Source organism: Ruegeria sp. SATB045, from assembly GCF_059613525.1.
Genome location: NZ_JBXWSR010000028.1, coordinates 360,256 through 383,138, shown reverse-complemented (window position 1 = coordinate 383,138; position 22,883 = coordinate 360,256). Strand labels below are relative to the sequence as shown.

The following is a 22,883-nucleotide window of genomic DNA, read 5'->3' as shown; positions in this document are numbered from 1 at the left end:
CCGCTACTGGATTGACAGGTCCAGATTGTAGCCAACAGTCTTGCCGGTGTCGCGGTCATTGCCCATCAGGTAAACGCGGATCGTGTAATCTCCGCTTTGGGGCAGGGCGATACGCGCGGTGTTGCCGTCGATCGAGCCGATATAGATCGCCTCACCCTCGCTGCCCGGTGGCAGGATGTTGAAATAGATCACGCCGTTGCCATTGGTATCGCTGACCTGCAGATCGGCGAAAAGCTCTTGACCGGCCTGAGCGCCCAGCTTGTAGTCGAAATACTCGTCCCCGGTGATGGTGCCGTTGACCATCGTGCCGTAATTGCCGGGTTGGAATTTGACCTCGGCTAAGCGTTGGGCCGAGGCCGAAGTAGCCAGACCCAGGATTGCTGCGATAAAGATCAGGCGTTTCATCATGCGCTATCCTCCGACGAATGACGGCAGCTTAGCACAACGTGTCTCTGCCGTCAGATTCGTAGAAAGGGCTGGAACAGGCGCGGCATCAGCTTGTTGAACTTCAACGGTGCGTCGGTCACGGCCAGACAGATGCAATCCTCGGACATATCGGCCGTGGGCGTGTGATGCAGGTCCTCATCCGCGATCTCGACATCGCCGCGAGCGAAATGGTCGACCTCATCCGAAAACGCCCCTTGCAAGACCATTGTCAGCTCCATCCCGTTGTGGCTGTGGTCCGGTACGGCGGCCCCAGCGGGGATAAACAGCAATCGCGCGGTTGCTTCACTAGTAGTCGGCAGGATAGCCTGTTTCACACCCATGCCGATTGAGCGCCACTTGATCGCTTCAACATTTCCGCCCACGTAATCCTGCAACGGAGCAGGCAGGACCGAACATCCCGGTTGGGCTGGTTTTGCAATCGGTGCACCTTGCGCAATCAACGCCATAGTTGCCGCAAGCGATCCGTCGCTCATCCGAGCGGCGCTTTCCTGATCTTCCAGAACACAGCCCCCGACGGCATCAAAGCTTTCGGCCCGCGCGCGGCAGTGGTCGCACAGAGACAGATGCGTAGCGACCATGAGGTCGAACGCTTCGGGCAGATTGCCTGCGGCGTAAGCCATCAGCAGGTCATCCGTCAGGTGATGTTTTATGTTTTTGCTCATCGTCGTTGTCTCAATTCATCGAATGGCGCAAGCGGTCCAACGCCAATCTAATTCGCGATTTGATCGTGCCCAGTGGTAATCCGGTTTGCGAGGCAATTTCTCGGTGGCTCAGGTCACCGAAATAGGCCTTTTCGATCAATTCTCTTTGCGCCTCTGGCAACGCGGTCATCGCGTCCCGCAGCTGCGCGGTTTCCTGTTGCAGCGCCATAATGTCGTGCTGGTCCGGCTCGGCCTCGGGTCCCCATCCCAGATCTTCGGGCTCGGGGCGGCGTTGCTTGCGCAGCACGTCAATGCGCTTGTTCCGAGCAATCGTGAACACCCAAGTGGCCACCGTTGCGCGGGCCGGATCGAATAGATGCGCCTTGTGCCACAAGGTGGCCATCACCTCTTGCGCACATTCCTCGGCCAGGGTCACGTCCGACCCCGACTTTATCAGGAACGCTTTGACCCGAGGCGCAAAATGCTGGAACAGCTCGGCAAATGCCGCCTGATCCTGCGCGTCGCGGATACGGGCAACATGGTTAACCCATTCCGTTCTGGTCTCGCAATTGCCGTCTGCGTGGTTCACCGGTCGTCCGTTTACTCGTTGTTTCCCGCGCGAGGGCATAACAACGGGCTTTTCAGCCACCGGTTCACCCAAGCTCGCGGTATCGATCTCGGTAAACATACTCTTTTTACGCGGACTGTCCCAACTTGGATCACTAAGCACGAAAATTTTAATCCAAACGAGCTGTCTTGTCGTAGTATCCCTATGAATTGGCCGCAAAAAATAAGCGCTGTTTGATCAAATCGCGGGCAGAATGGAAAATGTGGAATGAACCGGATAGACCATATTGCAGGGCAAACCTATCATGGGCGTAAAGGGGCCATCGAAAACGCATTTCGCTATTCGGTCGACTACATCCTGTTTGACCCCGAGAAAAAGGCCGCAACGCCGCGTCTGTTTTCCTTGAACGGCGCAAACATTACGAACTGGAGAGATAGGGACCACGGTGGTGCGCCAGGTAAGGGGCGCGGCGCGGCTTGGTTGCGCGAACAGTTCGATGCGCTGGGCGTTGTGCAACCGGCGCACATCATGCTGCTGACGCAACCCCGTGTTCTGGGCCATGTGTTTAATCCGGTCAGCTTCTGGTTCTGTTTTGACGATTGCGACAACCTTTACTCAGTGGTGGCTGAGGTAACGAACACTTATGGCACGCGGCACAGCTACCTGTGCCACAATGCCAATTTCGCGCCCATCCAACCCACTGATCGCATAGTGGCAGACAAGCTGATGCATGTATCGCCATTTCAAAAGATCGAAGGCTCTTACACGTTTCGATTTGACTACCGCGCCGACCGGGTCGGTGTTTGGATTGATTATGGGCGCAAGTCAGGGGGGCTGATTGCCACTCTTACCGGCCCAAGGGCACCTTTGACCGATCGCGCGATCCTCTGGTCTTTGATACGACGTCCGTTTGGGGCGCGGCGTGCCTTCACTTTGATCGTGTGGCAGGCGCTGAAACTTAAATTAAAAAAGGCCCAGTTCCGTCCTTTCCGTACCGCACCCGTTCCGGATCATCCGATTTCTCGGATACGCAAGTCATAACCCGCCGCTGTTTGCGTAAGATCAAAGACTCAATCCTTTGAGAATGGTTCTGGTAGTAAGTAAGTCGCGAACACGAGGAGTTGGGACATGTTGGAAATCTCGGCAAGAAAAATAGCTCAGGTCGCCATGATGGGGCGTGAACTGGACCGGGCCGAGGGCGAATTGCGCGCTTTTATTGGCCGGATGAGTGAAGACGAACAGGCCGAGCTGGTTGCCGTCATGTGGATCGGACGTGAAAGCTTTTTCGCGGATGATCTGGCTGAAGCTATCGCGACCGCCAAGTCCGAGGCGTCGACTCCTTGCGCGGACTACTTGATTGGAACACCGCACCTGTCTGACCATTTAGAAAACGGTTTGGACGCCTTGGGCATTTCGGTTGAAGACGTCGAAAACGATCTGATGTAAGGTCGTGCGCTCCGTAGGCGATCCGCAGCGGGGTCGAAAGACCCGACGCACGTCCAGAAATATGGCTTGGCCTATTCTTTTAGTGGTCGACAGTACTTGCCGAGCCAGTACGCCTAGGTCGCCAATCGAAGAACGTTCAGGCCCTGACCTCACGGGCACGATGACTGAACATTGCCTGACCTGATTGAACGTCTGTCCGGAAATCCGCCACTCGACCGGGAAGCGAGCGATAGAACTGACGCAGGCCAGGCTCGATTTCGACCGCGATGGCCAAACAATGCCCGCACAACTGCTCGATCCTATCGTACGGCTGCCGGTCTCGGATTGCGGAAATAAGTTCGTTATGTGCCTCTGAAAGCCGTTCAAACGACGCACTGTCCAGCACGGTGTTGTCTCCGATAAGAACGAACACCGCTTCGAGATCCGTTTTGCCTTTCAGATCGACAAATCCGGCTTCAAGCATTGCCATATCCTGATGCGCTGCGTTGTAGACTGAGTGCGAAACAACGATGTCGTAATCGACATGGCGACAGCTTTGTTCAATGCGGGCCGCCACATTCACTACATCACCGATGACCGTATAGTTGAACCGGCTGCGTGATCCGATATTGCCGACGCAGGCGTGTCCCGTGGCGCATCCCGTGGCAAGGGCAATCGGTGGTCGGTCCTGCATCACCTTCGACGCGTTGAATGCAATCAGAGCTTTGCGCATCAACAATGCCGCGTGCGCAGCGCGACAGGGGTGGTCTTCTACCGGCAAAGGCGCATTCCAAAACGCCATAACTGCATCGCCTATGAATTTGTCGATTGTACCTCTTTCATGCAAGATCTGGTCGCCCACCTGCGAGAAAAGCTCGTTCAGCAAAGTCACCAGTTCGGTTGCGGACACAGATTCAGAGAGTGGAGTAAATCCCCGTATGTCCGAGAACATGACCGTGATCTCCTGCGTCTCGCCGCCTAGTTTCAAACGGTGGCCGGACTGCTCCATTTCGTCGAGGATTTCCGGTGCTACGTAATGTGAAAAAACCTTGCGGATTTCGTGCTTCTCACGCTCGGTTGAGACAAAGAGATACCCGGCTAACAAACCGAAATTGGCCATTCCCCCAGCCAGAGGGAACGTCACATCAAACAAGATCAGCTGATTTTGAAAAGCAAGCCAACTTGTGCCGATGACCACAGCAGCGGCTAAACCCCCAGCAACAAATGATGCAACTGCCCCAAAGCTGGACATGACAGCGATCACGATCAGGCCGAGCAACACGAAAGACAGCAGCTCCAGCGCAGCGGTTACATCTGACCGGCTCAGCATTTCGCCGGTCAGGATCTGTTCCAGCAGTTGTGCGTGGATGGAAACGCCGGGGACGGACTCGCCAAGTGGTGTCTGGTGCATGTCGAACAAACCTGCTGCAGATGTGCCAATCAAAATGATCCGGCCTTCGATTTCAGCTTGCAGCGCTGGGTCATCAGGACTTGTCATTACGTCATTGGCCGACAGGTAGAGCTCGGGTTGGTCGCGCCTGTATCTGATCCAGACCTCGCCGTTTTCAGTGGTCGGCAACCGAAAATCACCAAGCTCCACCGCAAGCATGATGCCCTCTTCATCGGATGATCCCTCGGCCAGCACAAAGGGTGCGCCGATTGCCACCCTGAGTGCTTCGATGCCAAGGCCGGGAAGTGGACCGCTGGGGCCGTTCCAAAGAACCGGAACGCGCCTTACAACGCCCGTTCCCCCAAGGGGTGAGACATTCACACCGCCAATGCCAGCAGCGCTGCGCCCCAGAGGCGGCGCAATTGGCGTCCAGAACGGGACAGAGACCAGCCCGGATGCCGGTTGTTCACCGACTTCAATAATGCCTGCCTTGGGTGTAATTTTGGCACCTTCCTGCGAGACCCGGGCAGCAGTTCCCAAGACAACGGGCCAATTCGCTACTTCCAGACCGAACAGAACGTCGTAGTCCATCTTCTGTGCATGGTGTTCGACCGTCAGAACGCCCGCCAAGGCAGGGTCGTTCAGCAACCGTGCAGGCGAGTACCTGTCGGGCTCGACAAACAACATATCAAAAGCGATTGCCGCAGCGCCGCTTTCGCCAAGGTTTTGCACCATCTGGGCCAATAGCGTTCGGGGCCATGGCCATTGGCCCCAGACCGCCAGGGTTTCTTCGTCAATGTCCAGAACGCGGATCGGCAAGTCCGGGTTGTATTCGCGCGGTGAAACACGTTGCAGCAGGTCGAAGTAAATCAAACGGCTCATGCGAATGGGATAAGGGTCAATGACCCTGATAAAGCAACCGATCAGTATCAAACCCAGCCCGACCAGGCGAAAACCGCGCCGCCGTCCCGTTTTTTCTCTGGATTTCCCGGTCAATTGTGCCTCCGATAACATCGGGCGAGGGTTGCCCGGTTTGGGTTATCAGCTCGCTGACGCGTCTGCGTGCGCGGGCACGTCACTGTGCCGTAGAAAGGGCGCATGTACTCAAGCGTCGCCCCTGTCTCGCTTACCTTTCCCGCGACCATGACCTTTCCCGTGCCCTGGCCCCTTGCCCTGTCCGGGGTTGTTAACCCCACCAGATGGCCCGCCCCGACCCGCTGGGTTAGAACCATCAGCCTGACCCGACCTGCTTTTTGGGTCCGAAGGCTCCGGTGCTGGCGGCTCCGGTGCAGGCGGTTCGGGTGCAGGCGGCTCCGGTGCCGGCGGTTCGGGTGCCGGCGGTTCGGGTGCCGGTGGTTCCGGCGCAGGTGGCTCAGGGGCGGCGGGGGGGTCAGCTGCCGGTGGGTCTGCACGGGGGGCAGCAGTGATTTTTGCTTGCTGCCGGATGCGTCGCGGTGTCGGTGCGTCGGACTTAATAGGTGGCAATGGAACGGATTCAGCTGCGCAGCCACCAATCCCGACTTTAAGCGGGCTTAGTAGTTCGTCTTGAGACTGGACGAAGGGAAAGCCGGTCTTCAGCGCCAACTCGTATTGTTCCTGATCTATAGGTCGACCAACATTGCCGCGCTGAGTGGTCGCGAACAGACTGCACTGTCGCCCAGTGGAGCGGCATGTACCGCCGAGGCCACACATTCGAACAGTGCCATCCAAAACCAGCATTGCGCTTTGCGTTCCGGGAACAACCCACATGTCGAACGTTGTGCCCCGAACGGCCATGGTGGCTGTCGGGGTTTGGATGGAATATGCCCTTTTCTTACTTTTCCCCGAGATGAAGCGAAAACTACCGCCCAATGCCTGAACCGCAAAGGACTTTGCTTTTTGCTTGCCGCGCAACATAGTCACATCAAGCACCATGCTGGCGTTCGGTCCGATCGCTATTTTGGTTTCATCGACAAATATCAATTGAACCAATCCATTTTGGTCGGTTGTTATGGCGTCGCCAGACTCGACCTCCATACCGGACCGTAAGGGCTGTGATTCTCCGCTTCTGACGATTTGTGCGCCTTGTTTGACACCGACGACTTTTCCTATGTTGGCCCAGACTTGCACAGGTACAAGCAATATAGACAACACAACGCAAAATACTTTTAACCAGGCCAAGCTTATGTACCCCCAATAGCTTAGAAATGGGCTGAACGCCCACTGCCCGGTTTTGCCCCCATTAAATTTAATCTTATCGGTTTCTTAAATATGTATAAGCAAATATGCCTTAAACCATGTCCTGTTGGCAAGTTTTCTGACTCGCCCTGCTTCCACACCCAACTCGGCGTCATGCGTTGGAACGGTTTCTCGGCGCGCACTTACGCTAACTAGGTGTGTCTTTTACGAATTCTGATGCCACCTTTGGGCCGTAAGTTAGAAAAATAACAACAGCTGGGAAAATCGCCTTGTAACTGGTCGCCGGGCAGGGATATACCGGCCAACGGAGACGTGGCCGAGTGGTCGAAGGCGCTCCCCTGCTAAGGGAGTAGGCGGGAAACCGTCTCGAGGGTTCGAATCCCTTCGTCTCCGCCATCAACACAGAATTTGTGTGCTCTTCCGCCTATTTTGATGGTTTCTTGTGGATCGAGTTGATCACAACACGACATTCCAACCCGCCCAGCACCTTTGATCTGCCCAGATCCAGCTTGGCTCCGTATGCGTTGAGCAAATCGACCGCAATCGCCAAACCTAGTCCCGTTCCAGCGACAGAGGTGTCTAGTCGCCCGCCTGATCGAAGAGCTTCGCGCCGGTCATCCTCGGGGATACCCGGTCCGTCGTCCTCGATATGAATTTCAATACTGTTCCTTTTGGCCATCGCCGAAACACGCACAGTTTGACGACACCATTTGACAGCGTTGTCCATCAAATTACCCAGGACTTCCTCGATGTCCTGGGGATCCATCCGTACCCAAAGGTTTTTTTGTCGGATGACTTCGAGCTCTTTGCCGTCACGTTCGGCCATGCGAGAAAACAGGCGCGACAACCGGTCCACCGAATTGGACAGATCTGCGCGCGAATGGCTAAGTTCGGCTGTGTTCATAGCCCTCATTCGTGCCAATGAACGACTGAGTTGAGCGTCTATCCTGTCCAGTGCTTCCTGCGCGGTGTCGATCGTGGCGCCATGTTCAGCAAGGCTGCTCAATTCATTGCGAAGGATCGCTGTCGGCGTCTTGAGCGCATGCGCGAGGTCGGCAGTTTGTCGACGCGACCCTGATACAATATCCCGATTACGCCTTGAAAGTTTGTTGAGGTCGTCGACCAATGGCGACACCTCATCAGGATAGTCGTCAGGCTTGAGCCCCTCATCCGTGTCCCAGCGATGCGCAACATCCGTGCGAAGTTTGCGAAGAGGGCCCATGATCGCAGACATCAAAAGCAAAGATCCGGCGACCCCAATCAGGCCCACCAGAGTAAACACCGGCAGCAGGCTGCGCTGCGCGGCCCGGCGCTCGGCAATGAGCTCGTCGCGACTCTCGGCTACACTGACGCCCCATACGGTTCCGTCCTCGTACGAGATTTCCTGATAGATACTGCGCAGGGCCTCACCTTCAGGGCCGGTTGTGTTCCAGAAGGTTGCGGACGCCGTGGCAACGACAGGTTCCGCGATGGTTTCATCGAACAGAGAAGCCGAGGTGAAAACCTCATCCCTTCCGTTGGTTACCTGCCAATACCGCCCTGAATAAGGTGTGCCATAGGCCGGATCGAACATCAGATCCTGCAATGCATCCGGGTTGTCTGTCGTGACACTTAGCCCGACAACGAGCTGCGTGTGGCGGTCACGCAGATTGGAGTCAAATTGATCCGAGACCCTTGAGTTGATGTAGGATAGAACTGCCAAAGTGCCCACCGCAACCGAGATGGCACCCGTGGCAACGCCGCCCAGCAGGGCTCGTTCCCTTAGTGACAGCATCAGGCGCTGTCGATCATATAGCCGCGCCCGCGTACGGTTTTGATCAGTTCGGGACCCAGCTTTTTTCGAAGACGTGTGATGAAGACAGCGATCGTGTTCGAATCCCGATCACCATCATATTCGTAAATATGCTCGGAAAGCTCGGTGCGCGAGATCAGACGGCCCCGGTTATGCGCCAGATAGGTCAGCACAGCAATTTCCTGTGCAGTCAGATCAACCGGAACGTCTTTCGCTGTTACTCGTCCGTTTTTGGTATCCAGTGACACACCCCCCATCTCGATCAGGGGATTAAGCTGTCCGCTTTGTCGCCGTAGGATCGCGCGCACTCTGGCTGCCAGCTCGGGCATATGGAAGGGTTTGGTCATGTAGTCGTCGGCGCCAGCATCCAGACCGTCGACCCGTTCGCTCCAGCCATCCCGTGCAGTAAGGATCAGCACTGGGGTCTTGACGCCGTTCGCGCGCCATTCCCGCAAAACCGAGATACCGTCCCGTTCCGGCAGACCGACGTCCAAAACGATCACGTCGTACGGTTCAGTTGATCCAAGATGAAGCGCCTCAAGCCCATTGTGGGCTACGTCCACAACCCGGCCTTCGGCGTTCAGAAGTTTTTTGATCTGAGCGCAAAGATGCGGCTCATCCTCTGCAAGCAATACTCTCATAGGTGAAAACTACAATGCTTCGGCGAAATGTTCATCGGTTATCTTCCGCGTCCGCCATTTCCGTTGCCGTTGCCGCCGGAGTTGCCACCGCCGCTGTTGCCACCGCCGGAGTTACCACCACCGCTGTTGCCACTGCCGGAGTTACCACCACCGCTGTTGCCACCGCCAGAGTTGCCGCCACCGCTGTTGCCACCACCGGAGTTACCGCCGCCGCTGTTGCCACCACCGGAGTTACCGCCGCCGGAGTTACCGCCGCCGGAATTGCCATTACCGTTACCGCCGGAATTGCCATTACCACCGGAATTGCCACCGCCGGAGTTGCCGTTGCCGCCGGAATTGCCATTACCATTGCCACCGGCATTGTTGTTTCCGCTGTTGGCCCGGTTTCCAGCTTGGCTTTTGGAATTGGCCGATTTGCCGTTATTTGCCTGAGCCGCTTCTCGTATTTGCCGACCAACACTAGATCGATTCGACACGACAACGCCGGTCTGGGCATCAACAATAACACTTATAATGCTGCCGTTGGGTTTTTTGACCAGAATCCGGTAGTAGACCCTGTCCGTCTGAAACGCGCGTGCGTCCACAGGAGTGCCGCCAAACACTTTTTCAACGCCACGAATAACTCTTTTCAACCGAATTGCACTGCCAGTCTTTGTCGCCTGGCGTAACTCGGATTGCTTAAGTTCGCGCGCGTCAGCAAACCCCTCACCAGTCATGAGAAGGGTGGCAAAAAGCGTTACTGCTACAAGCTTTAACATCACGGTCACTGTCTTTGCGTAGATCACCCTAAAGATTAATTAATTCTATGTGAACTAGTGATGAACAAACAGTTTTTCGTGTGTTCAGTGTGCATCATGTCAAATGCAGTCAAAGGGGTGATTCTGCCTCTGGCGACTAAGTGGGGGCTGTCGTTCGGAATATTTCGATCCGCGAGGGCCAAAGTAAATGAACATGAAGATCAAGACGACAAACCTCCTGAAAGCTTCTGCTGTTGCCGTGGCCTTAGTTGGCTCTGCTGCTGTTGTTATGACGGTCGCGGTGCCTGAACCCGCCTTTGCCAAAGGGGGGCAAGGCAATGGCGGGGGCAACGGTGGCGGTAAAGGCAATGGCGGCGGTAACGGTGGAGAAAAAGGTAACAGCGGCAAAGGGAATGGCGGCCAAGGCGCAGGCAAAAATGATGGCGCAAAGGGTAAAGGGGGACTCAACCGTAGCGGTAAGAAAACCGCGGGGTCGGGAAGTAAGTCGCTTGGGGGAAAAGGCTTCTCTTTGAAGGATTTTTTCCAAGGCAATAAGTCGTCCAAGAAATCGTCCAAGTCCAGCCGTTCCGTATCCTCTGGCTCTCAGCAGAAAGATGCCGTGACCGAAGTGACAACATCTGTTCGGCCACAGGGCCGGAGCAAAAAGGTCAAAGCGTCCGAGCTTCTTCAGGCCCATCCTTCTGAACTTGGTGCCTTGAATGCGGCCAATGCCAGCCCGACAGCGTTGTTGAATGCCTCTCCGAATTCCCGTGTCGGCCGGATCGCAATCTATCGTGATACCGTGCTGGCAGGTTTTGCCCTCGAAGAGGATCTGGAAGAAGCGATCGAAACGCTTGCGGGCCTGGAACAGCCCGATCGTACAACCGATGAGATCGAAGATGCGCTTGATGAAGCGCAGCAAAATGTCGACGAGAAACAAGAGGTTGTCGACGGTCTGGAACAAGACCTGGCGGATGCCGGTGGTGAGGATGAAGCAATCGAAGAGGCGTTGGGCATTGCAGAAGCAGAGCTTGCGGAAGCCGTAAAGGAGGAGCAGGAAATTGCGGATGAGCTGCAGGATGCTGTCGACTACAACAATGCGGTTGCAGAAGTTGAAGATCTAACTGAGCAGGTTGAACAGCAGCCAGACCTGGAGCGTGAGGCGCTTGAAGATGCGGCGAACAAACCTGTAACCGACGAAGTGGAGGCGACGGTGCGAGCCATGCTCGGGCTCGAATAAGACATGATCTCATTGCCCTGAATCTCACGGAGGCAACGAGAGCCGGGCCAGCCTTTATCATCCACCTACAAAACATTGGCTGGCCCGGTAATCGACTAATGGATGTGAACTGAAGACGAAAAGGATCGCGCACCCGTACTCACTCTAGGCGCGAATTAAAGCCCGCTCTTATTATGAGCGGGCTTTTCCCTTTTTTGGGGCGAGCAGCGCCAGAATGTTGGTCCGAAATCACTTGGGCGCGGCGGGTTTATTTTCTTCCTGAAACCGCATTTCTCTGACGATGCCCGCAAGCGTAATGTTGATCGGAGGAAAACGTTCACGACCCCGCATTCCCACCGCAGGGCTGCTGCTGCACCTGACCGACGTAAATGTGTATCGCTCCACCGAAGACCACGGTGTTGCAATCAATATGGCAGACTTTGTCATGTTATTCCCTTTGCAGAATCTCGGGACGATTAAGGTGTTCAGATTCAATTAATACGAATTGTGCCAAATCTTGATTGAATGAAGTGCGAATACATTATTCAACTTCCGTTAAAGTTGTTGCGAAAATGAGAACAACGCCACTTTAATTCGCCGAATCGACGTAGCCGTTCCCAGCGTAGGCAAATAGGCTTTGGTTTTCGGGAGTTTTCCAATTGTTCCAGTCCGCCCCAAAAATCGCAATTTTCGAACTATTTTTTCAGAGTATTAATTGAAAATGAACCGATCAGGGGGATTCTCAACGCAGTATGAATTTATTTAACTTCTTGTTATTGAACGACTATTTAGAGCCTTTTTCTGTAGAAAATCTTCGTTAATTTTCAGTTCATTTCACATTCATTTATTGTAATCTAAACACCCGATTTGTGGCAAATTGGGGACAAAATCTCAGGCAATGGTGAAAAAAATTTACGTTGCCCCGGAGATTCAAATGCCCAGAATTCGGACTCGAAGACAACTGAACTCAATTTTAAGTGGTCCTTCTAAAAAGGGACGTTTCGCCACTGGCGAAGAAGGCGCTTTGACGATTTTTGCGCTTTTCGTCTTTCTCATGTTGTTGGCCGCGACGGGAATCGCAGTTGATGTCGCCAACTATGAGCGCGACCGCGTTAAGCTACAGTGGGTTCTTGACAATGCGGTGCTTGCCGCCGCCAACCTCGAGCAGACACTGCCACCAGAGGAAGTGGTTAATGCGCATCTGGCGGCGCAGGGGCTGTCGGAGTACCAAAGCTCAGTAGCTGTTCAAGAGGCGTTTCAGGACCGGACGGTCGCCGCAGCGATCGGGGCAGAATACGATACAAAATTCATGCGCCTGAGTGGTATCGACTCTATTCCTTTGGGTATCGGAGCCGCGGCCAACGAAGCTGCGCCCCATACCGAGATCTCATTGGTGCTGGATATTTCGGGCAGTATGGGCAGCAACAACCGTGTCGACTTGATGCAAGCTGCCGCCAAGGCGTTCATCACCAAAAGCCTCAGCCGAAATGAAGACCCCACAACGGGGACCAAGGCGGACAAGCAGACTTCGATCAACGTCATTCCGTTTGCGGGTCAAACGAACCCGGGTTCGACCATGTTCGAATATCTGGGTGGTGAACGTTTTGGCACCACCATCGAGGAAGGTTACTTTCCCACCTGGAAACAGGATATCTCGAACGTCGTGTTCTGGTTTGACACAGGTGACGATGGTTTGCCGGATTATTCTGTAAAGATCGACAGTTTCCCGGACAATGATGTGGAAGGTTTCGACAAGGACGATGTCGACACGTACTACTATTACGTCAAGGGTTTCGCCATTGAGAACTCGGTTCTCGATAAAGATGCGGAATTGGTGGGTGCTTCGATCAAAGGCGGTAAACAAGAGACGTGGTATTATAGTGTCACAGGCGACCTAGTAACGAGCGAGACACAGTTCAACAATGTCGATGCGGAACTGCAGTTCAGTGATTTCCACGACTACTACCAGACAATTCCCAATCACGAGTCGTCCTGCCTGGAGATGGAATACTCTGATTTCATGACCTCGCAGCTGCCGACAGCGTCGACCGAGCAGGTGCCTTATTTCGTGAACTGGGATTATGACGAAACAACCCAGAACTGGGGTTGGTGCCCCGATGACGAAATGAGCATCAAATACGCGCAAAACGACGAGGCCACCCTGCACAGCTTTATCGACAACCTGCGTCTGTTCGATGGGACCGGCACCAATTACAGCCTGAAATACGCTTTGGCCCTGCTTGATCCGTCCTCGCGTGATGCGTTTGCCTATCTCAGCACTATGGGAGAAGTTCCTGCTGAATTCGCAAACCGTCCCTTGAACTGGGATCATGAGGATACGTCGAAATACATCGTGATCATGACCGACGGCCGCACCAGCCCGCAGGTACGCCCAACCGATGAGATGGAAGAGGAAAACGGCCTGTTGGAACTGGTTTCCCGCCCGTCCGAAGACACGACCATCACGTCCTCGCAGTTGACCAACCTGCAGCTTTTCAAGCAGCAGTGTGAACTGGCCAAGGCGAACAACGTGATCATCTATGCGGTTGCGTTTGAAACTTCAGATCAGGCGGCGGCCGAGGTTAAGGCATGCGCCTCGTCGCCTTCGCACTACTACGAGGTTACCGGCGAAGAGATCATCGACTCGTTCGTGTCGATTGCCGGTTCCATCCAGAAGCTGCGGCTGATTCAGTAACCATGCTAAAGGAGCACACGTGATGTGCTCCTTTTCGTTTTCCCTCTACCGCTCGGTTCCGAAAGGGCCGGGCGATTTTTTTGCTTTAGCCCAGCAGTGTGGCGGTTGAGGATCTGTCGAAGTCCCAAATCACTGCGCGCTCAACGCTGGCGCAAGGCAAACCAAAATTCGGGACATCCAATACGTGCGAACGGTGCTGAATTTCGAAGTGTCAGGCGTTGGCTGGGGTCGTTCAGGAATAGCCCAAAACTTTACGGGCAACGCGGAAGCATTCCAGAGCCTGTGGAACGCCGCAATAGATACCGATGACATGGATGATGGCGCGGATCTCTTCCGGTGAAACACCGTTGTTGATCGCGCCTTTGCAGTGAATTTCCCACTCATGCATTTTGCCCAGGGCGCCGATCATCGACAAGTTCATCATCGACCGTGTTTTGGCGTCGATGACATCATCACCCCACCCAAAGCCCCAGCACCATGCTGTCATTGCTTCTTGGAATGGGCGGGTGAAGTCGTCAGCCGCCGCGAGGTTCTTTTCGACATATTCTGCGCCAAGAGTGTTTTTGCGTTGTTCCAGGCCTTTCAGAAACAGGTCTTCGTTGAACAGGTCTGACATTTTCACCTCTGAAGTTTTGTTTGTACGCTAAGCGTCGGGCCAAGAAAATTCGACCTATTTTCCTAGCCTTTAGGCAGGTCAGCCATCAATGGCGTCGCGCATCCATTGTTGCAACCGTGCGATTGAATGTTCGGACATAACCCCACAGCCGGGATCCAGCACCAGCGGTCCGGGGCGATAGCCGCGGGATTTCAGGCCGCGGTGGACGGATTCGACCAGACGGATATCCTCTTCGACCGTTGTCTCGCGGTCTTGCACGGCCAGTTGGCGGATGACGGCGCTTTCCGATCCGCCCTCGGTGTACCAGCCGCGCCAGACGGTGCAGTGATCGGCGTCATTCGCGCGCCAGTGATAAGTGTTCAGTACGTTACCCGGATAGCACTGGAACGAGAACATCGGCCACAGGAACCACGACTGGTAGTCGCCCGCGTGAGGCACGGACATGTCGATGGGGTAGGTCATCTTGTCGAGGCTCTGACACTCGGTCGTATGACGTAGGACATAGCCGCCGCTGGCGTCGGGCTGAATGTCATAGGTCTCGGGCTTGACGACGCCTTCGGCAAAAGTCGGGTGGTTGGTCGGGCAGTGATAGCATTCCGAGTAATTCTCGATACTGACCTTCCAGTTGCAGTTTTCCGGGATTTCCACCCATTCCAGCGGTTCCAGGTCGTCGATATGCGGCACAAACGCACGGATTTCCTCGCGCACGCCGGGATACCAATCGTCCATGGGGGCTGCATCATCGTCGAGGTTGACGAAGATGAAACCGTTGAAAACTTCGGTCCGGACCGAGGTCAGGCAGATCGCGCTGCGGTCGAAACCGGGAACCGACTTGATATTCGGGCCGGCGCGCAATTGGCCCGTCAGTTCATAGGTCCAAGAGTGATAGGGGCAGACGACAACGCGGGTATTGCCCGCGCCACTGACCATCTCATGCGCGCGGTGTTGGCACACATTGTAGAATGTGCGGATTTCCCCGTCGCGACCCCGAATGCAGAACAGGTTCTGGCCTGCGATTTCGAACGCGAAGTAATCTCCCGGTTCGCGCACCTGCGCCACGTGGCCCGCGAATTGCCAGGTTCGGGCCAGCAGCCCCTGCATCTCCTGCGCGAAAATCGCGGGGTCGGTATAGTATCGCGCGTCGAGTGAATGGGTCAGGGGTGCGTTCATTCGGGCTCCTCCGCGTAGAGGCCAAGTTGGTGTCTGCGTTGATGAAACCGCTCCACCCGCTCGACGATTTCGTCGCTGGAGACGGCCACCACAAAGGACAGCAGCGTTTCCAGCAGAGCGATGGTCGAGACGGAGGAGGGAAAGAACTGCGGTGTATCGGCTGCCACGACAAAGCCGTGCTGCGCGTTCAGAATGACCGGGCTGGCCGGGCTGTCCGAGATACCCACGACGGTCAGGCCCTGTTGCCGGGCCAGCTTGATCGCGTCGATCACCTCGGTCCGGTAGGGGTGGCAGGTGATGGCGATCAGCACGTCCTGTTCATCAGCCCAGGCCAGATCGTCTACCGGAGTTGATCCGGGACGGGGGATGGCGTGGAATTGCTTCATCCCCGTCGAGGCCAGATAGGTGAAATTGCGCGCGTTCGAGTTGTTGACGCCCACGCCCAGCGTGAAAATCTGGCGGCAATTCCATATATCTTCAGCCGCCGCTTGCAGGCGCTCGGCGTCGATCCCGGCGAAGGTGTCTTCGATATTTCGGATCGCGGCGCCAATCATGTCAGCATAGAGCCCGCCCAATTCGCCAGACTTGCCAATGTCCTGCAACCAGCGCGCGCGGTCCGGAAACGACGCGGTGCCGCGCCGAATCGCATCGCGGAACGGGGCGCGGAAATCCTCGTACCCTTCGAACCCCACCTGCCGCGCCATTCGGACAAAAGTGTTAGGCTTTACTTTTGCCGCCTCGGCGATCTCGCGCACGGTCGAAACCCCAACATCTGTTGGGTTTTCCAACACGTAGCGTGCGGCCTTTTGCGCCTCGGGCGTCAGGGCGTCCCATTCTTCCGTAAGGCGGTCGAGAACGATTGATGATACATTTGTGTCATTCATGATTGACGATGGTACAAATGTGGAATTAGCCTGTCGAGCAGAAAAGCGACTCGGGAAGAGGAAATGTCATGTCCGAGAAGAAATTGCCCACCCACGCTCGCGTGGTCATTGTCGGAGGCGGCGTCATGGGGGTCGGTCTGGCCTATCATCTGGCGCATGAAGGTTGGGGCGAGGATACCGTCCTGCTGGAAAAGGCCGAGCTGACCAGCGGCAGCACGTGGCACGCGGCGGGCCAGATCACGCATTCGACCTCAAGCTTTGGTCTGGGCAAATGCGTGGACTACAATATCGGTCTCTATTCCGGCGCGTTGGAGGCTGAAACCGGCCAGCCGGTCACATGGCACGGCTGCGGCTCGTTCCGCTTGGCTTATACCGAGGATGAGATGGACTGGCTGCGCCACACCTTGTCGGTGGGCCGCTCGCTGGGGTTCAACATCGAACTCGTGGGCCCTGAGAAGGTGGCCGAACTGCATCCGTTCTACAATCTCGACGGTGTGTTGGGTGCGCTGCACACGCCGGATGACGGGCATGTGGACCCGACAAATGTGACCATGGCGATGGCGACGGGCGCGCGCCAAAAGGGCGTGCAAATCTTCCGCAACTGCCGCGCGACGAACATCACGCAGGCCGAGAATGGCGAGTGGGTGGTTGAAACTGAGATGGGTACCATCATCTGCGAGCATGTGGTGAACGCAGGCGGCACCTATGCCCGCCAGATGGGCGAATGGTCCGGTCTACAACTGCCGATGACCTCGATGACCCACCATTATTTCGTGACCGAGCCGGTGCCCGAGTTCCAGAATCTGGACACGGAATTGCCGGTGATCCGCGACGACCGCAAGGTCTCGGGTTATATCCGGATGGAGCAACAGCGCGGGCTGATCGGGATTTACGAGAAGGAGAACCCGAACTCGGTCTGGCATGATCACTGCCCGTGGGAATACGAAAACTGGCTGTTCGACGCGGATTACGACCGTGTGATGCCGTGGCTTGAGGAAAGCCTGAACCGTATGCCGATCTTTGCCGAACTGGGCATTCAGCGTGACGTGCACGGCGCGATCTCGCACCCGCCGGACGGCAACCCGTTGATCGGGCCTGCGCCGGGTGTGCAGAACTACTGGTGCTGCTGCGGTACGCAGATCGGCATTGGCTGGGGGCCGGGTCTGACCCGCGAACTGGCACGCTGGATGGTGCATGGGGCGGCCGATATCTCGATGCGCGAATTCGACCCGCGCCGGTTCGGCAGCTATGCCACGAAGGACTGGCAGGTGATCAAGGCCGAGGAAGATTACTGCCTGCGCCACGAAATCCCCTTTCCGCATTTCAACCGTCTCGAAGGGCGTCCGATCAAGCCATCGCCGCTCTATGAGCTGCTGAAATCCAAGGGCGCGGTGCATGAGGAAGTCTATGGGTTCGAGCGCCCCCGCTGGTTCGCCCGCGATGGGGTGGAACAGCGCGACCACTATTCCTTCCGCCGTACCCCTGCCGATGACATGGTCGCGGCCGAGGTCAAAGCGGTCCGCGAACGCGTCGGTATCATGGACGTTACGGCCTTTACCAAGGTCGAGGTTTCGGGGCCGGATGCCTACGCCCTGCTGGATCGGCTGACGGCCAACCGGATGCCGCAAAAAGTGGGTTCGATCACACTGACCCATATGCTGAACCGCCGGGGCCGGATCGAGTTGGAGACAACCATCGTCCGCATGGCCGAAAACCGCTTCTATCTGGTTTGCGCCGCGTTCTTCGAACAGCGCTTGCTGGATCACCTGACGCAACAGCGGGCGGATGAGGATGTTCAGATTACTGCCCTCTCGTCCGATTGGTCAGCCTTGTCGCTGAACGGCCCCCTATCGCGGGACGTAATGGCGCGCTGCACCGATGCCGATTTGACCAATGCGGGGTTCCGCTGGTTGTCCGCGCAGGAAATCACAATCGCAGGCCACAAGGTCTGGGCGTTCCGCATGTCCTATGCCGGTGAGTTGGGTTGGGAATTGCATATGCCCAACGCCGCCTGCCTCGACGTTTACAACGCACTTTGGACGGCAGGTGAGCCGCATGGCATCACCGACTACGGCAGCTTTGCCATGAACGTGATGCGGATGGAGAAAGGCTTCAAAGGTGCGGGCGAGTTAACCAATGAAGTGACATTGGCCGAGGCGGATGTGCTGCGCTTTGCGCGCGCCGACAAGGAGTATCTGGGCAAGGACAAAACCCTGAACACCGACCTTCCGTGGATTTGCGCTTATCTGGAAATCGAACAGGATGGCGAGATTGACGGCCATGGTGGCGAGGCAGTGATGCTGAATGGTCGCGTGGTCGGCTCGACCGCCTCGGTGGTCTACGGGCATACCGTCGGCAAGATCCTCGCCTTTGCCTACATCAAGCCCGAGGCCGCCACGCCCGGCACGGCCCTGCAGGTCGTGATCCACGGTCAATCCCGTGCAGCGCGGGTGCTGGGCGAACCGGCCTATGACCCGCAAAGCCTGCTGCCACGAACCGACGCTGTACTGGAGGCCGCGCAATGACCCTGCCTGATACAATGAAAGCCATGGTCACGATGGGTCATGGCGGGCTGGAGCAGATGGTCCTGCACCCAGACTGGCCTCGCCCCGAACCTGCGGCTCAGGAAGTGTTGATCAAGGTCGCCGCCTGCGGTCTGAACAACACGGACGTCAACACGCGGTCGGGTTGGTATTCCAAGACAGTCACTGACGCGACAACCGGCGGCGCGTTTGATGAGGTGGGTGAGGAAGACCCCACCTGGGGCGGCAACCCGATCACCTTCCCGCGCATCCAGGGGGCGGATATCTGTGGCTATATCGTGGCCGTGGGTGCAGGTGTCGACCCCGCCCGTATCGGTCAGCGCGTAATCACCGACGGCTGGCTGCGTGATCCGGATGACCCGGCAAACATGGACAAAACCGGCTATTACGGCTCGGAACGGGACGGAGGGTTTGCCGAATATGCCACCACTCTGGCCGTGAATGCAGTGCCGATTACCTCTGATTTGTCGGATGCGGAACTGGCGACGTTTTCTTGCTCCTTCTCAACCGCCGAAGGGATGCTGACCCGCGCCAATGTCACCGAGAAAGACACGGTTCTGGTGCCCGGAGCCTCGGGCGGTGTCGGCGGCGCCTTGGTGCAACTGGCCAAACGGCGTGGCGCGCGCGTTATCGCAATGGCGTCCGATGCGAAACATGCCGACGTCGCCGAGCTTGGTCCTGACATGATCCTGCCGCGCGCACCAGAAAACCTGCGTGCCGCGCTGGGCGGCGAAAAGATCACAGTTGTTGCCGATGTGGTTGGCGGCCCGTACTGGCCGACCCTGATCGACATCCTCGAGCGAGGCGGACGGTACACCTGCTCCGGAGCCATCGCGGGCCCGATGGTTGAGTTCGACTTGCGCACCTTCTATTTGCGCGACCTGACCTTCACCGGCTCGACCGTCATCGACCCGCAGGTAATGCAGAATCTCGTGAAATATATCGAGGCGGGTGAGATCAAACCGGCTCTTGCCGCGACTTATCCTCTGGAGGAGCTGCGCGAGGCGCAAGCAGCTTTCATCGCCAAGCAGCACACGGGCAATATCGTGGTGATCCCATGACTTTGGATGATGTGCTGAACGCCGCGCGACAGCTGCACCAAACGCATCCTGATCTGGCTGCGTTCGGCGATTGGCCAGATGATCTGTGCGCCGTTGACGTGTCGCCAAACGCGATCCCGGCGGTTCCTCTCGTGCAGGCGATCCAGTCCGATGCGGGACCGACCCAATCCCTTACGAAGGCGATCTGCGCAACCGCGCATCTCGCCGATTGGAAGCTGACTTACACCGAAGACGAAGTCGGTGCCGACTTCCTGAACCGTTTTGGCTATTATGAACTGTTTGGTCCCACGGGCCATTTCCACTCGACAAAGCTGCGGGGCTACGTGGCTTTTTGGGGTGAGGGATTAGCCTATGATTGGCACAGCCATCAGGCCGAAGAACTGTACCTCATCGCCGCCGGCCGTGCGAGGTTTCACGTCGCTGGCAATGACGCCGAACTAACACCCAACCAAACTCGTCTGCACACCAGTTGGCAAAGCCACGCCATGACAACCACCGACAGCCCCATCCTGACCTACGTGCTGTGGCGCGGCGAAGGGTTGGATGCCTTGCCCCGAATGGACGCCGCATGAAAATCACCCGCATCCGCATCTATCAGACCGGGCTGCCCTATGTCGGCGGGGCCTACGTTTGGGGTGCGGGCAATGCGATTGAGTCGGCCATCGCCTCGGTTGTGGTGATCGACGCCGATGCTGGGTTGCAGGGCTGTGGTGAGTTCACACCCTGCGGCGAAAACTACATGGTCGCGCATTCCCAAGGCGTGCCAGCGCTGGCGCGTCTGGTGGCCCCATTTCTGCTGGGTGAGGACCCCCGGCAGGTTGGGCGGATCGAACAGCTGATGGACCATCTGGTGCAGGGGCACGGCTATGCCAAAGCACCGTTTGATGCAGCCTGTTGGGATATTCTGGGGCAAGCCTGCGCGCAGCCCATCTGGATGTTGCTGGGCGGCAAGCTTACGGATGGTGCCCCGATGTATCGGGTGGCGCCGCAAAAGGCAGTGGATGAGACCGTGGCCGAGATGAACACCTATCGCGATCAGGGTTACCGCCAGTTCCAGATCAAGGTGGGCGCAGATTGGGCCACGGACGTCGACCGCATCAGGGCCACGGTCCCTTTGCTGCAACCGGGTGAGACCGCCATGGCCGACGCCAATCAGGGCTGGCGCGTGGATAACGCGATCCGGGTGGCTCGGGCGACGCGCGACCTGGACTTTATCCTCGAACAACCCTGCAGAACGTACGAGGAATGCCAGCAGGTTCGCCGCGTGGCCGAACAGCCGATGAAGCTGGACGAATGCCTGACCGGAATGCACATGGCGCAGCGTATCGTCGCGGATCGGGGGGCCGAGATCTGCTGCCTGAAGCTTTCCAATCTTGGCGGGCTTAGCAAGGCGCGACGGGTGCGTGACTATCTGATTGAAAACCGTATTCCCGTGGTGGCCGAGGATACATGGGGCGGCGAAATCTCCACTGCCACCGTCGCCCATTTTGCCGCCTCTACGCCCGAGGAATACCTGCAAAACACCACAGACCTGATGAACTACAACACCCGCTCGACCGGATGCGGCGGGGCTGTGTCGCGAAACGGCAAGCTCTACACGCCAGATGCGCCAGGTTTGGGTGTCACCCCGGATTTCAAAAGCCTCGGTGCGCCCGTGGCAGAGTACGCGCTATGAAGATCAAAACCATCACCGTCTACCAAATCGACCTGCCGCTCGAACATCCCTATTGGCTGTCTGGCGGGCGTCTGAAATTCGAAACGCTGGACGCAACGCTGGTTAAGATCGAAACCGATACTGGCTTGATCGGCTGGGGCGAGGGCACGCCCTGGGGCCATACCTATGTGCCGGCCCACGGTCCGGGTATCCGTTCGGGAATCGAGACCATGGCCATGTTTATTCTGGGCCTGGATCCGCGCCGCGTGCTTGATGTGGAACGCGCCATGGATACGGCGCTGCCCGGCCACCTCTATGCCAAAAGTCCGATCGACATGGCCTGTTGGGACATCGCCGGGCAAGCAGCGGGCCTGCCAATTGCTGATCTGATGGGCGGCGGTTCCCGCACCCCACGCCCGATTGCCTCGTCCGTCGGTGCCAAAACCGCTGAAGAAACGCGCGAGGTGATGACCCGCTACCGCGACCGTGGTTACATCGCCCATTCGGTCAAAATCGGCGGAGACGTCGAACGCGACATAGCCCGCGTTCAAGATGTTGAAAGCTTCCGCCGCCCCGGCGAGATTGTTCTTTATGACGTGAACCGGGGCTGGACTCGCCAACAGGCGCTGCGCGTGATGAAAGCCTGCGAGCCTTTGCAGGTGATCTTCGAACAACCCTGCGAATCCCTCGACGACATCGCCGCCATCTCGGGTCGCCACGCCTCACCCGTCTCAGTGGACGAAAGCCTCGTCACCCTGCAAGACGCCACCCGCATCGCGCGCCATGGTCTGGCCGAGGTCTTTGGCATCAAGCTAAACCGTGTCGGCGGCCTTACTAAGGCAGCCCGAATGCGCGATATCGCGCTGGCCCACGGGATCGACATGTTCGTCATGGCCACCGGAGGCACCGTTCTTGCCGATACCGAAGCCCTGCATCTGGCCGCCACCATCCCCGATCAGAACTGCCATGCCGTCTGGGCCTGCCAGGATATGATCACCGTCGACATCGCCAACGGTCGCGGTCCCCGTAACAATAACGGACACCTCCACCTGCCGGAAACCCCGGGCCTTGGCGCCCACCCCGACGAAGATACCCTCGGTCCCCCAATCGCAACCTACGAGTCCCCGCGATGATCCGCCCCTTCATCTGGCTAGAAATATCTCGGGGTGTGAATTGGCCGAAGGCCAAGAGAGGGGCTGGCCCCTCTGACTGCACAACATCA

The 22,883-nt window shown here is 57.0% G+C and carries 20 protein-coding genes and 1 tRNA gene; 10 read left to right on the top strand and 11 right to left on the bottom strand.

Annotation, left to right across the window (positions count from 1 at the left end):
* Positions 1-3 precede the first annotated feature (3 nt).
* The 3 genes from AC2FNR_RS17115 to AC2FNR_RS17105 are packed head-to-tail and all read right to left on the bottom strand — an operon-like array spanning position 4 to position 1,776.
* Positions 4-408, bottom strand: coding sequence for a hypothetical protein (locus AC2FNR_RS17115; RefSeq protein WP_496850274.1), 405 nt, complete (start codon positions 406-408; stop codon positions 4-6).
* 50 nt (positions 409-458) lie between these two features.
* The gene (locus tag AC2FNR_RS17110) at positions 459-1,109 is read right to left on the bottom strand and encodes a ChrR family anti-sigma-E factor (RefSeq protein WP_170756004.1); all 651 of its coding nucleotides are present in this window, start codon (positions 1,107-1,109) and stop codon (positions 459-461) included.
* A 10-nt stretch (positions 1,110-1,119) separates the two neighbouring features.
* Positions 1,120-1,776 carry a sigma-70 family RNA polymerase sigma factor gene (locus tag AC2FNR_RS17105; protein WP_496850272.1) on the bottom strand — a complete coding sequence of 219 codons (657 nt, stop codon included), beginning with the start codon at positions 1,774-1,776 and terminating at the stop codon, positions 1,120-1,122.
* 147 nt (positions 1,777-1,923) lie between these two features.
* Here AC2FNR_RS17105 and AC2FNR_RS17100 point away from each other — a divergent pair, with 147 nt between their 5' ends.
* Together AC2FNR_RS17100 and AC2FNR_RS17095 are read left to right on the top strand one after the other, a co-directional pair.
* Positions 1,924-2,697 (top strand): DUF1365 domain-containing protein, encoded by a 774-nt coding sequence (locus AC2FNR_RS17100; protein ID WP_496850271.1) that lies wholly within the window; start codon positions 1,924-1,926, stop codon positions 2,695-2,697.
* 87 nt (positions 2,698-2,784) lie between these two features.
* Positions 2,785-3,102 (top strand): DUF3775 domain-containing protein, encoded by a 318-nt coding sequence (locus AC2FNR_RS17095; protein ID WP_480868551.1) that lies wholly within the window; start codon positions 2,785-2,787, stop codon positions 3,100-3,102.
* A 136-nt stretch (positions 3,103-3,238) separates the two neighbouring features.
* On the opposite strand, the gene AC2FNR_RS17090 is transcribed toward AC2FNR_RS17095, so the two are convergent.
* The gene (locus AC2FNR_RS17090) at positions 3,239-5,467 is read right to left on the bottom strand and encodes a CHASE2 domain-containing protein (protein ID WP_496850269.1); all 2,229 of its coding nucleotides are present in this window, start codon (positions 5,465-5,467) and stop codon (positions 3,239-3,241) included.
* Positions 5,468-5,575: 108 nt separating this feature from the next.
* Complete coding sequence (locus AC2FNR_RS17085) at positions 5,576-6,487, bottom strand: FecR family protein (protein WP_496850267.1); 912 nt, start codon at positions 6,485-6,487, stop codon at positions 5,576-5,578.
* A gap of 468 nt (positions 6,488-6,955) precedes the next feature.
* Here AC2FNR_RS17085 and AC2FNR_RS17080 point away from each other — a divergent pair.
* A tRNA-Ser gene (locus AC2FNR_RS17080) sits at positions 6,956-7,045 on the top strand.
* 28 nt (positions 7,046-7,073) lie between these two features.
* On the opposite strand, the gene AC2FNR_RS17075 is transcribed toward AC2FNR_RS17080, so the two are convergent.
* The 3 genes from AC2FNR_RS17075 to AC2FNR_RS17065 are packed head-to-tail and all read right to left on the bottom strand — an operon-like array spanning position 7,074 to position 9,840.
* Positions 7,074-8,423: a sensor histidine kinase gene (locus AC2FNR_RS17075; RefSeq protein WP_496850265.1), complete on the bottom strand. Its 1,350-nt coding sequence runs from the start codon at positions 8,421-8,423 to the stop codon at positions 7,074-7,076.
* A complete protein-coding gene (locus AC2FNR_RS17070; protein WP_170353643.1) occupies positions 8,423-9,082 on the bottom strand; it encodes a response regulator transcription factor in 660 nt (219 codons plus the stop codon). Before AC2FNR_RS17070 ends, AC2FNR_RS17075 begins: the two co-directional genes overlap by 1 nt.
* Before the next feature lie 38 nt (positions 9,083-9,120).
* Positions 9,121-9,840 (bottom strand): PepSY domain-containing protein, encoded by a 720-nt coding sequence (locus AC2FNR_RS17065; RefSeq protein WP_496850263.1) that lies wholly within the window; start codon positions 9,838-9,840, stop codon positions 9,121-9,123.
* A gap of 187 nt (positions 9,841-10,027) precedes the next feature.
* On the opposite strand from AC2FNR_RS17065, the gene AC2FNR_RS17060 reads away from it, so the two are divergent.
* Together AC2FNR_RS17060 and AC2FNR_RS17055 are read left to right on the top strand one after the other, a co-directional pair.
* Positions 10,028-11,059, top strand: a complete 1,032-nt coding sequence (locus tag AC2FNR_RS17060) for a hypothetical protein (protein ID WP_496850261.1) — start codon at positions 10,028-10,030, stop codon at positions 11,057-11,059.
* 1,003 nt (positions 11,060-12,062) lie between these two features.
* Positions 12,063-13,733, top strand: a complete 1,671-nt coding sequence (locus AC2FNR_RS17055) for a pilus assembly protein TadG-related protein (protein ID WP_496850259.1) — start codon at positions 12,063-12,065, stop codon at positions 13,731-13,733.
* A gap of 232 nt (positions 13,734-13,965) precedes the next feature.
* Here AC2FNR_RS17055 and AC2FNR_RS17050 read toward each other — a convergent pair whose 3' ends face one another.
* The 3 genes from AC2FNR_RS17050 to AC2FNR_RS17040 all read right to left on the bottom strand — a co-directional run bounded on the left by AC2FNR_RS17050 (position 13,966) and on the right by AC2FNR_RS17040 (position 16,403).
* Positions 13,966-14,349, bottom strand: coding sequence for a carboxymuconolactone decarboxylase family protein (locus AC2FNR_RS17050; protein WP_170353640.1), 384 nt, complete (start codon positions 14,347-14,349; stop codon positions 13,966-13,968).
* Positions 14,350-14,427: 78 nt separating this feature from the next.
* Positions 14,428-15,519, bottom strand: a complete 1,092-nt coding sequence (locus AC2FNR_RS17045; protein ID WP_496850257.1) for an aromatic ring-hydroxylating oxygenase subunit alpha — start codon at positions 15,517-15,519, stop codon at positions 14,428-14,430.
* The gene (locus AC2FNR_RS17040; protein WP_496850255.1) at positions 15,516-16,403 is read right to left on the bottom strand and encodes a MurR/RpiR family transcriptional regulator; all 888 of its coding nucleotides are present in this window, start codon (positions 16,401-16,403) and stop codon (positions 15,516-15,518) included. Before AC2FNR_RS17040 ends, AC2FNR_RS17045 begins: the two co-directional genes overlap by 4 nt.
* Before the next feature lie 68 nt (positions 16,404-16,471).
* Between AC2FNR_RS17040 and AC2FNR_RS17035 the strand changes: the two genes are divergently transcribed.
* Genes AC2FNR_RS17035 through AC2FNR_RS17015 form a run of 5 tightly spaced genes read left to right on the top strand, consistent with a single transcriptional unit; the run spans position 16,472 to position 22,794 of the window.
* On the top strand, positions 16,472-18,928 hold the full coding sequence (locus AC2FNR_RS17035) for an FAD-dependent oxidoreductase (protein ID WP_496850253.1): 2,457 nt from the start codon (positions 16,472-16,474) through the stop codon (positions 18,926-18,928).
* On the top strand, positions 18,925-20,007 hold the full coding sequence (locus AC2FNR_RS17030; protein WP_496850252.1) for an alcohol dehydrogenase family protein: 1,083 nt from the start codon (positions 18,925-18,927) through the stop codon (positions 20,005-20,007). Before AC2FNR_RS17035 ends, AC2FNR_RS17030 begins: the two co-directional genes overlap by 4 nt.
* A complete protein-coding gene (locus tag AC2FNR_RS17025) occupies positions 20,004-20,579 on the top strand; it encodes a dimethylsulfonioproprionate lyase family protein (protein WP_496850250.1) in 576 nt (191 codons plus the stop codon). The genes AC2FNR_RS17030 and AC2FNR_RS17025 overlap by 4 nt, the downstream gene beginning before the upstream one ends.
* The gene (locus AC2FNR_RS17020) at positions 20,576-21,682 is read left to right on the top strand and encodes a mandelate racemase/muconate lactonizing enzyme family protein (RefSeq protein WP_496850248.1); all 1,107 of its coding nucleotides are present in this window, start codon (positions 20,576-20,578) and stop codon (positions 21,680-21,682) included. The genes AC2FNR_RS17025 and AC2FNR_RS17020 overlap by 4 nt, the downstream gene beginning before the upstream one ends.
* Positions 21,679-22,794, top strand: a complete 1,116-nt coding sequence (locus AC2FNR_RS17015; RefSeq protein ID WP_496850246.1) for a mandelate racemase/muconate lactonizing enzyme family protein — start codon at positions 21,679-21,681, stop codon at positions 22,792-22,794. Before AC2FNR_RS17020 ends, AC2FNR_RS17015 begins: the two co-directional genes overlap by 4 nt.
* Positions 22,795-22,883 lie beyond the last annotated feature (89 nt).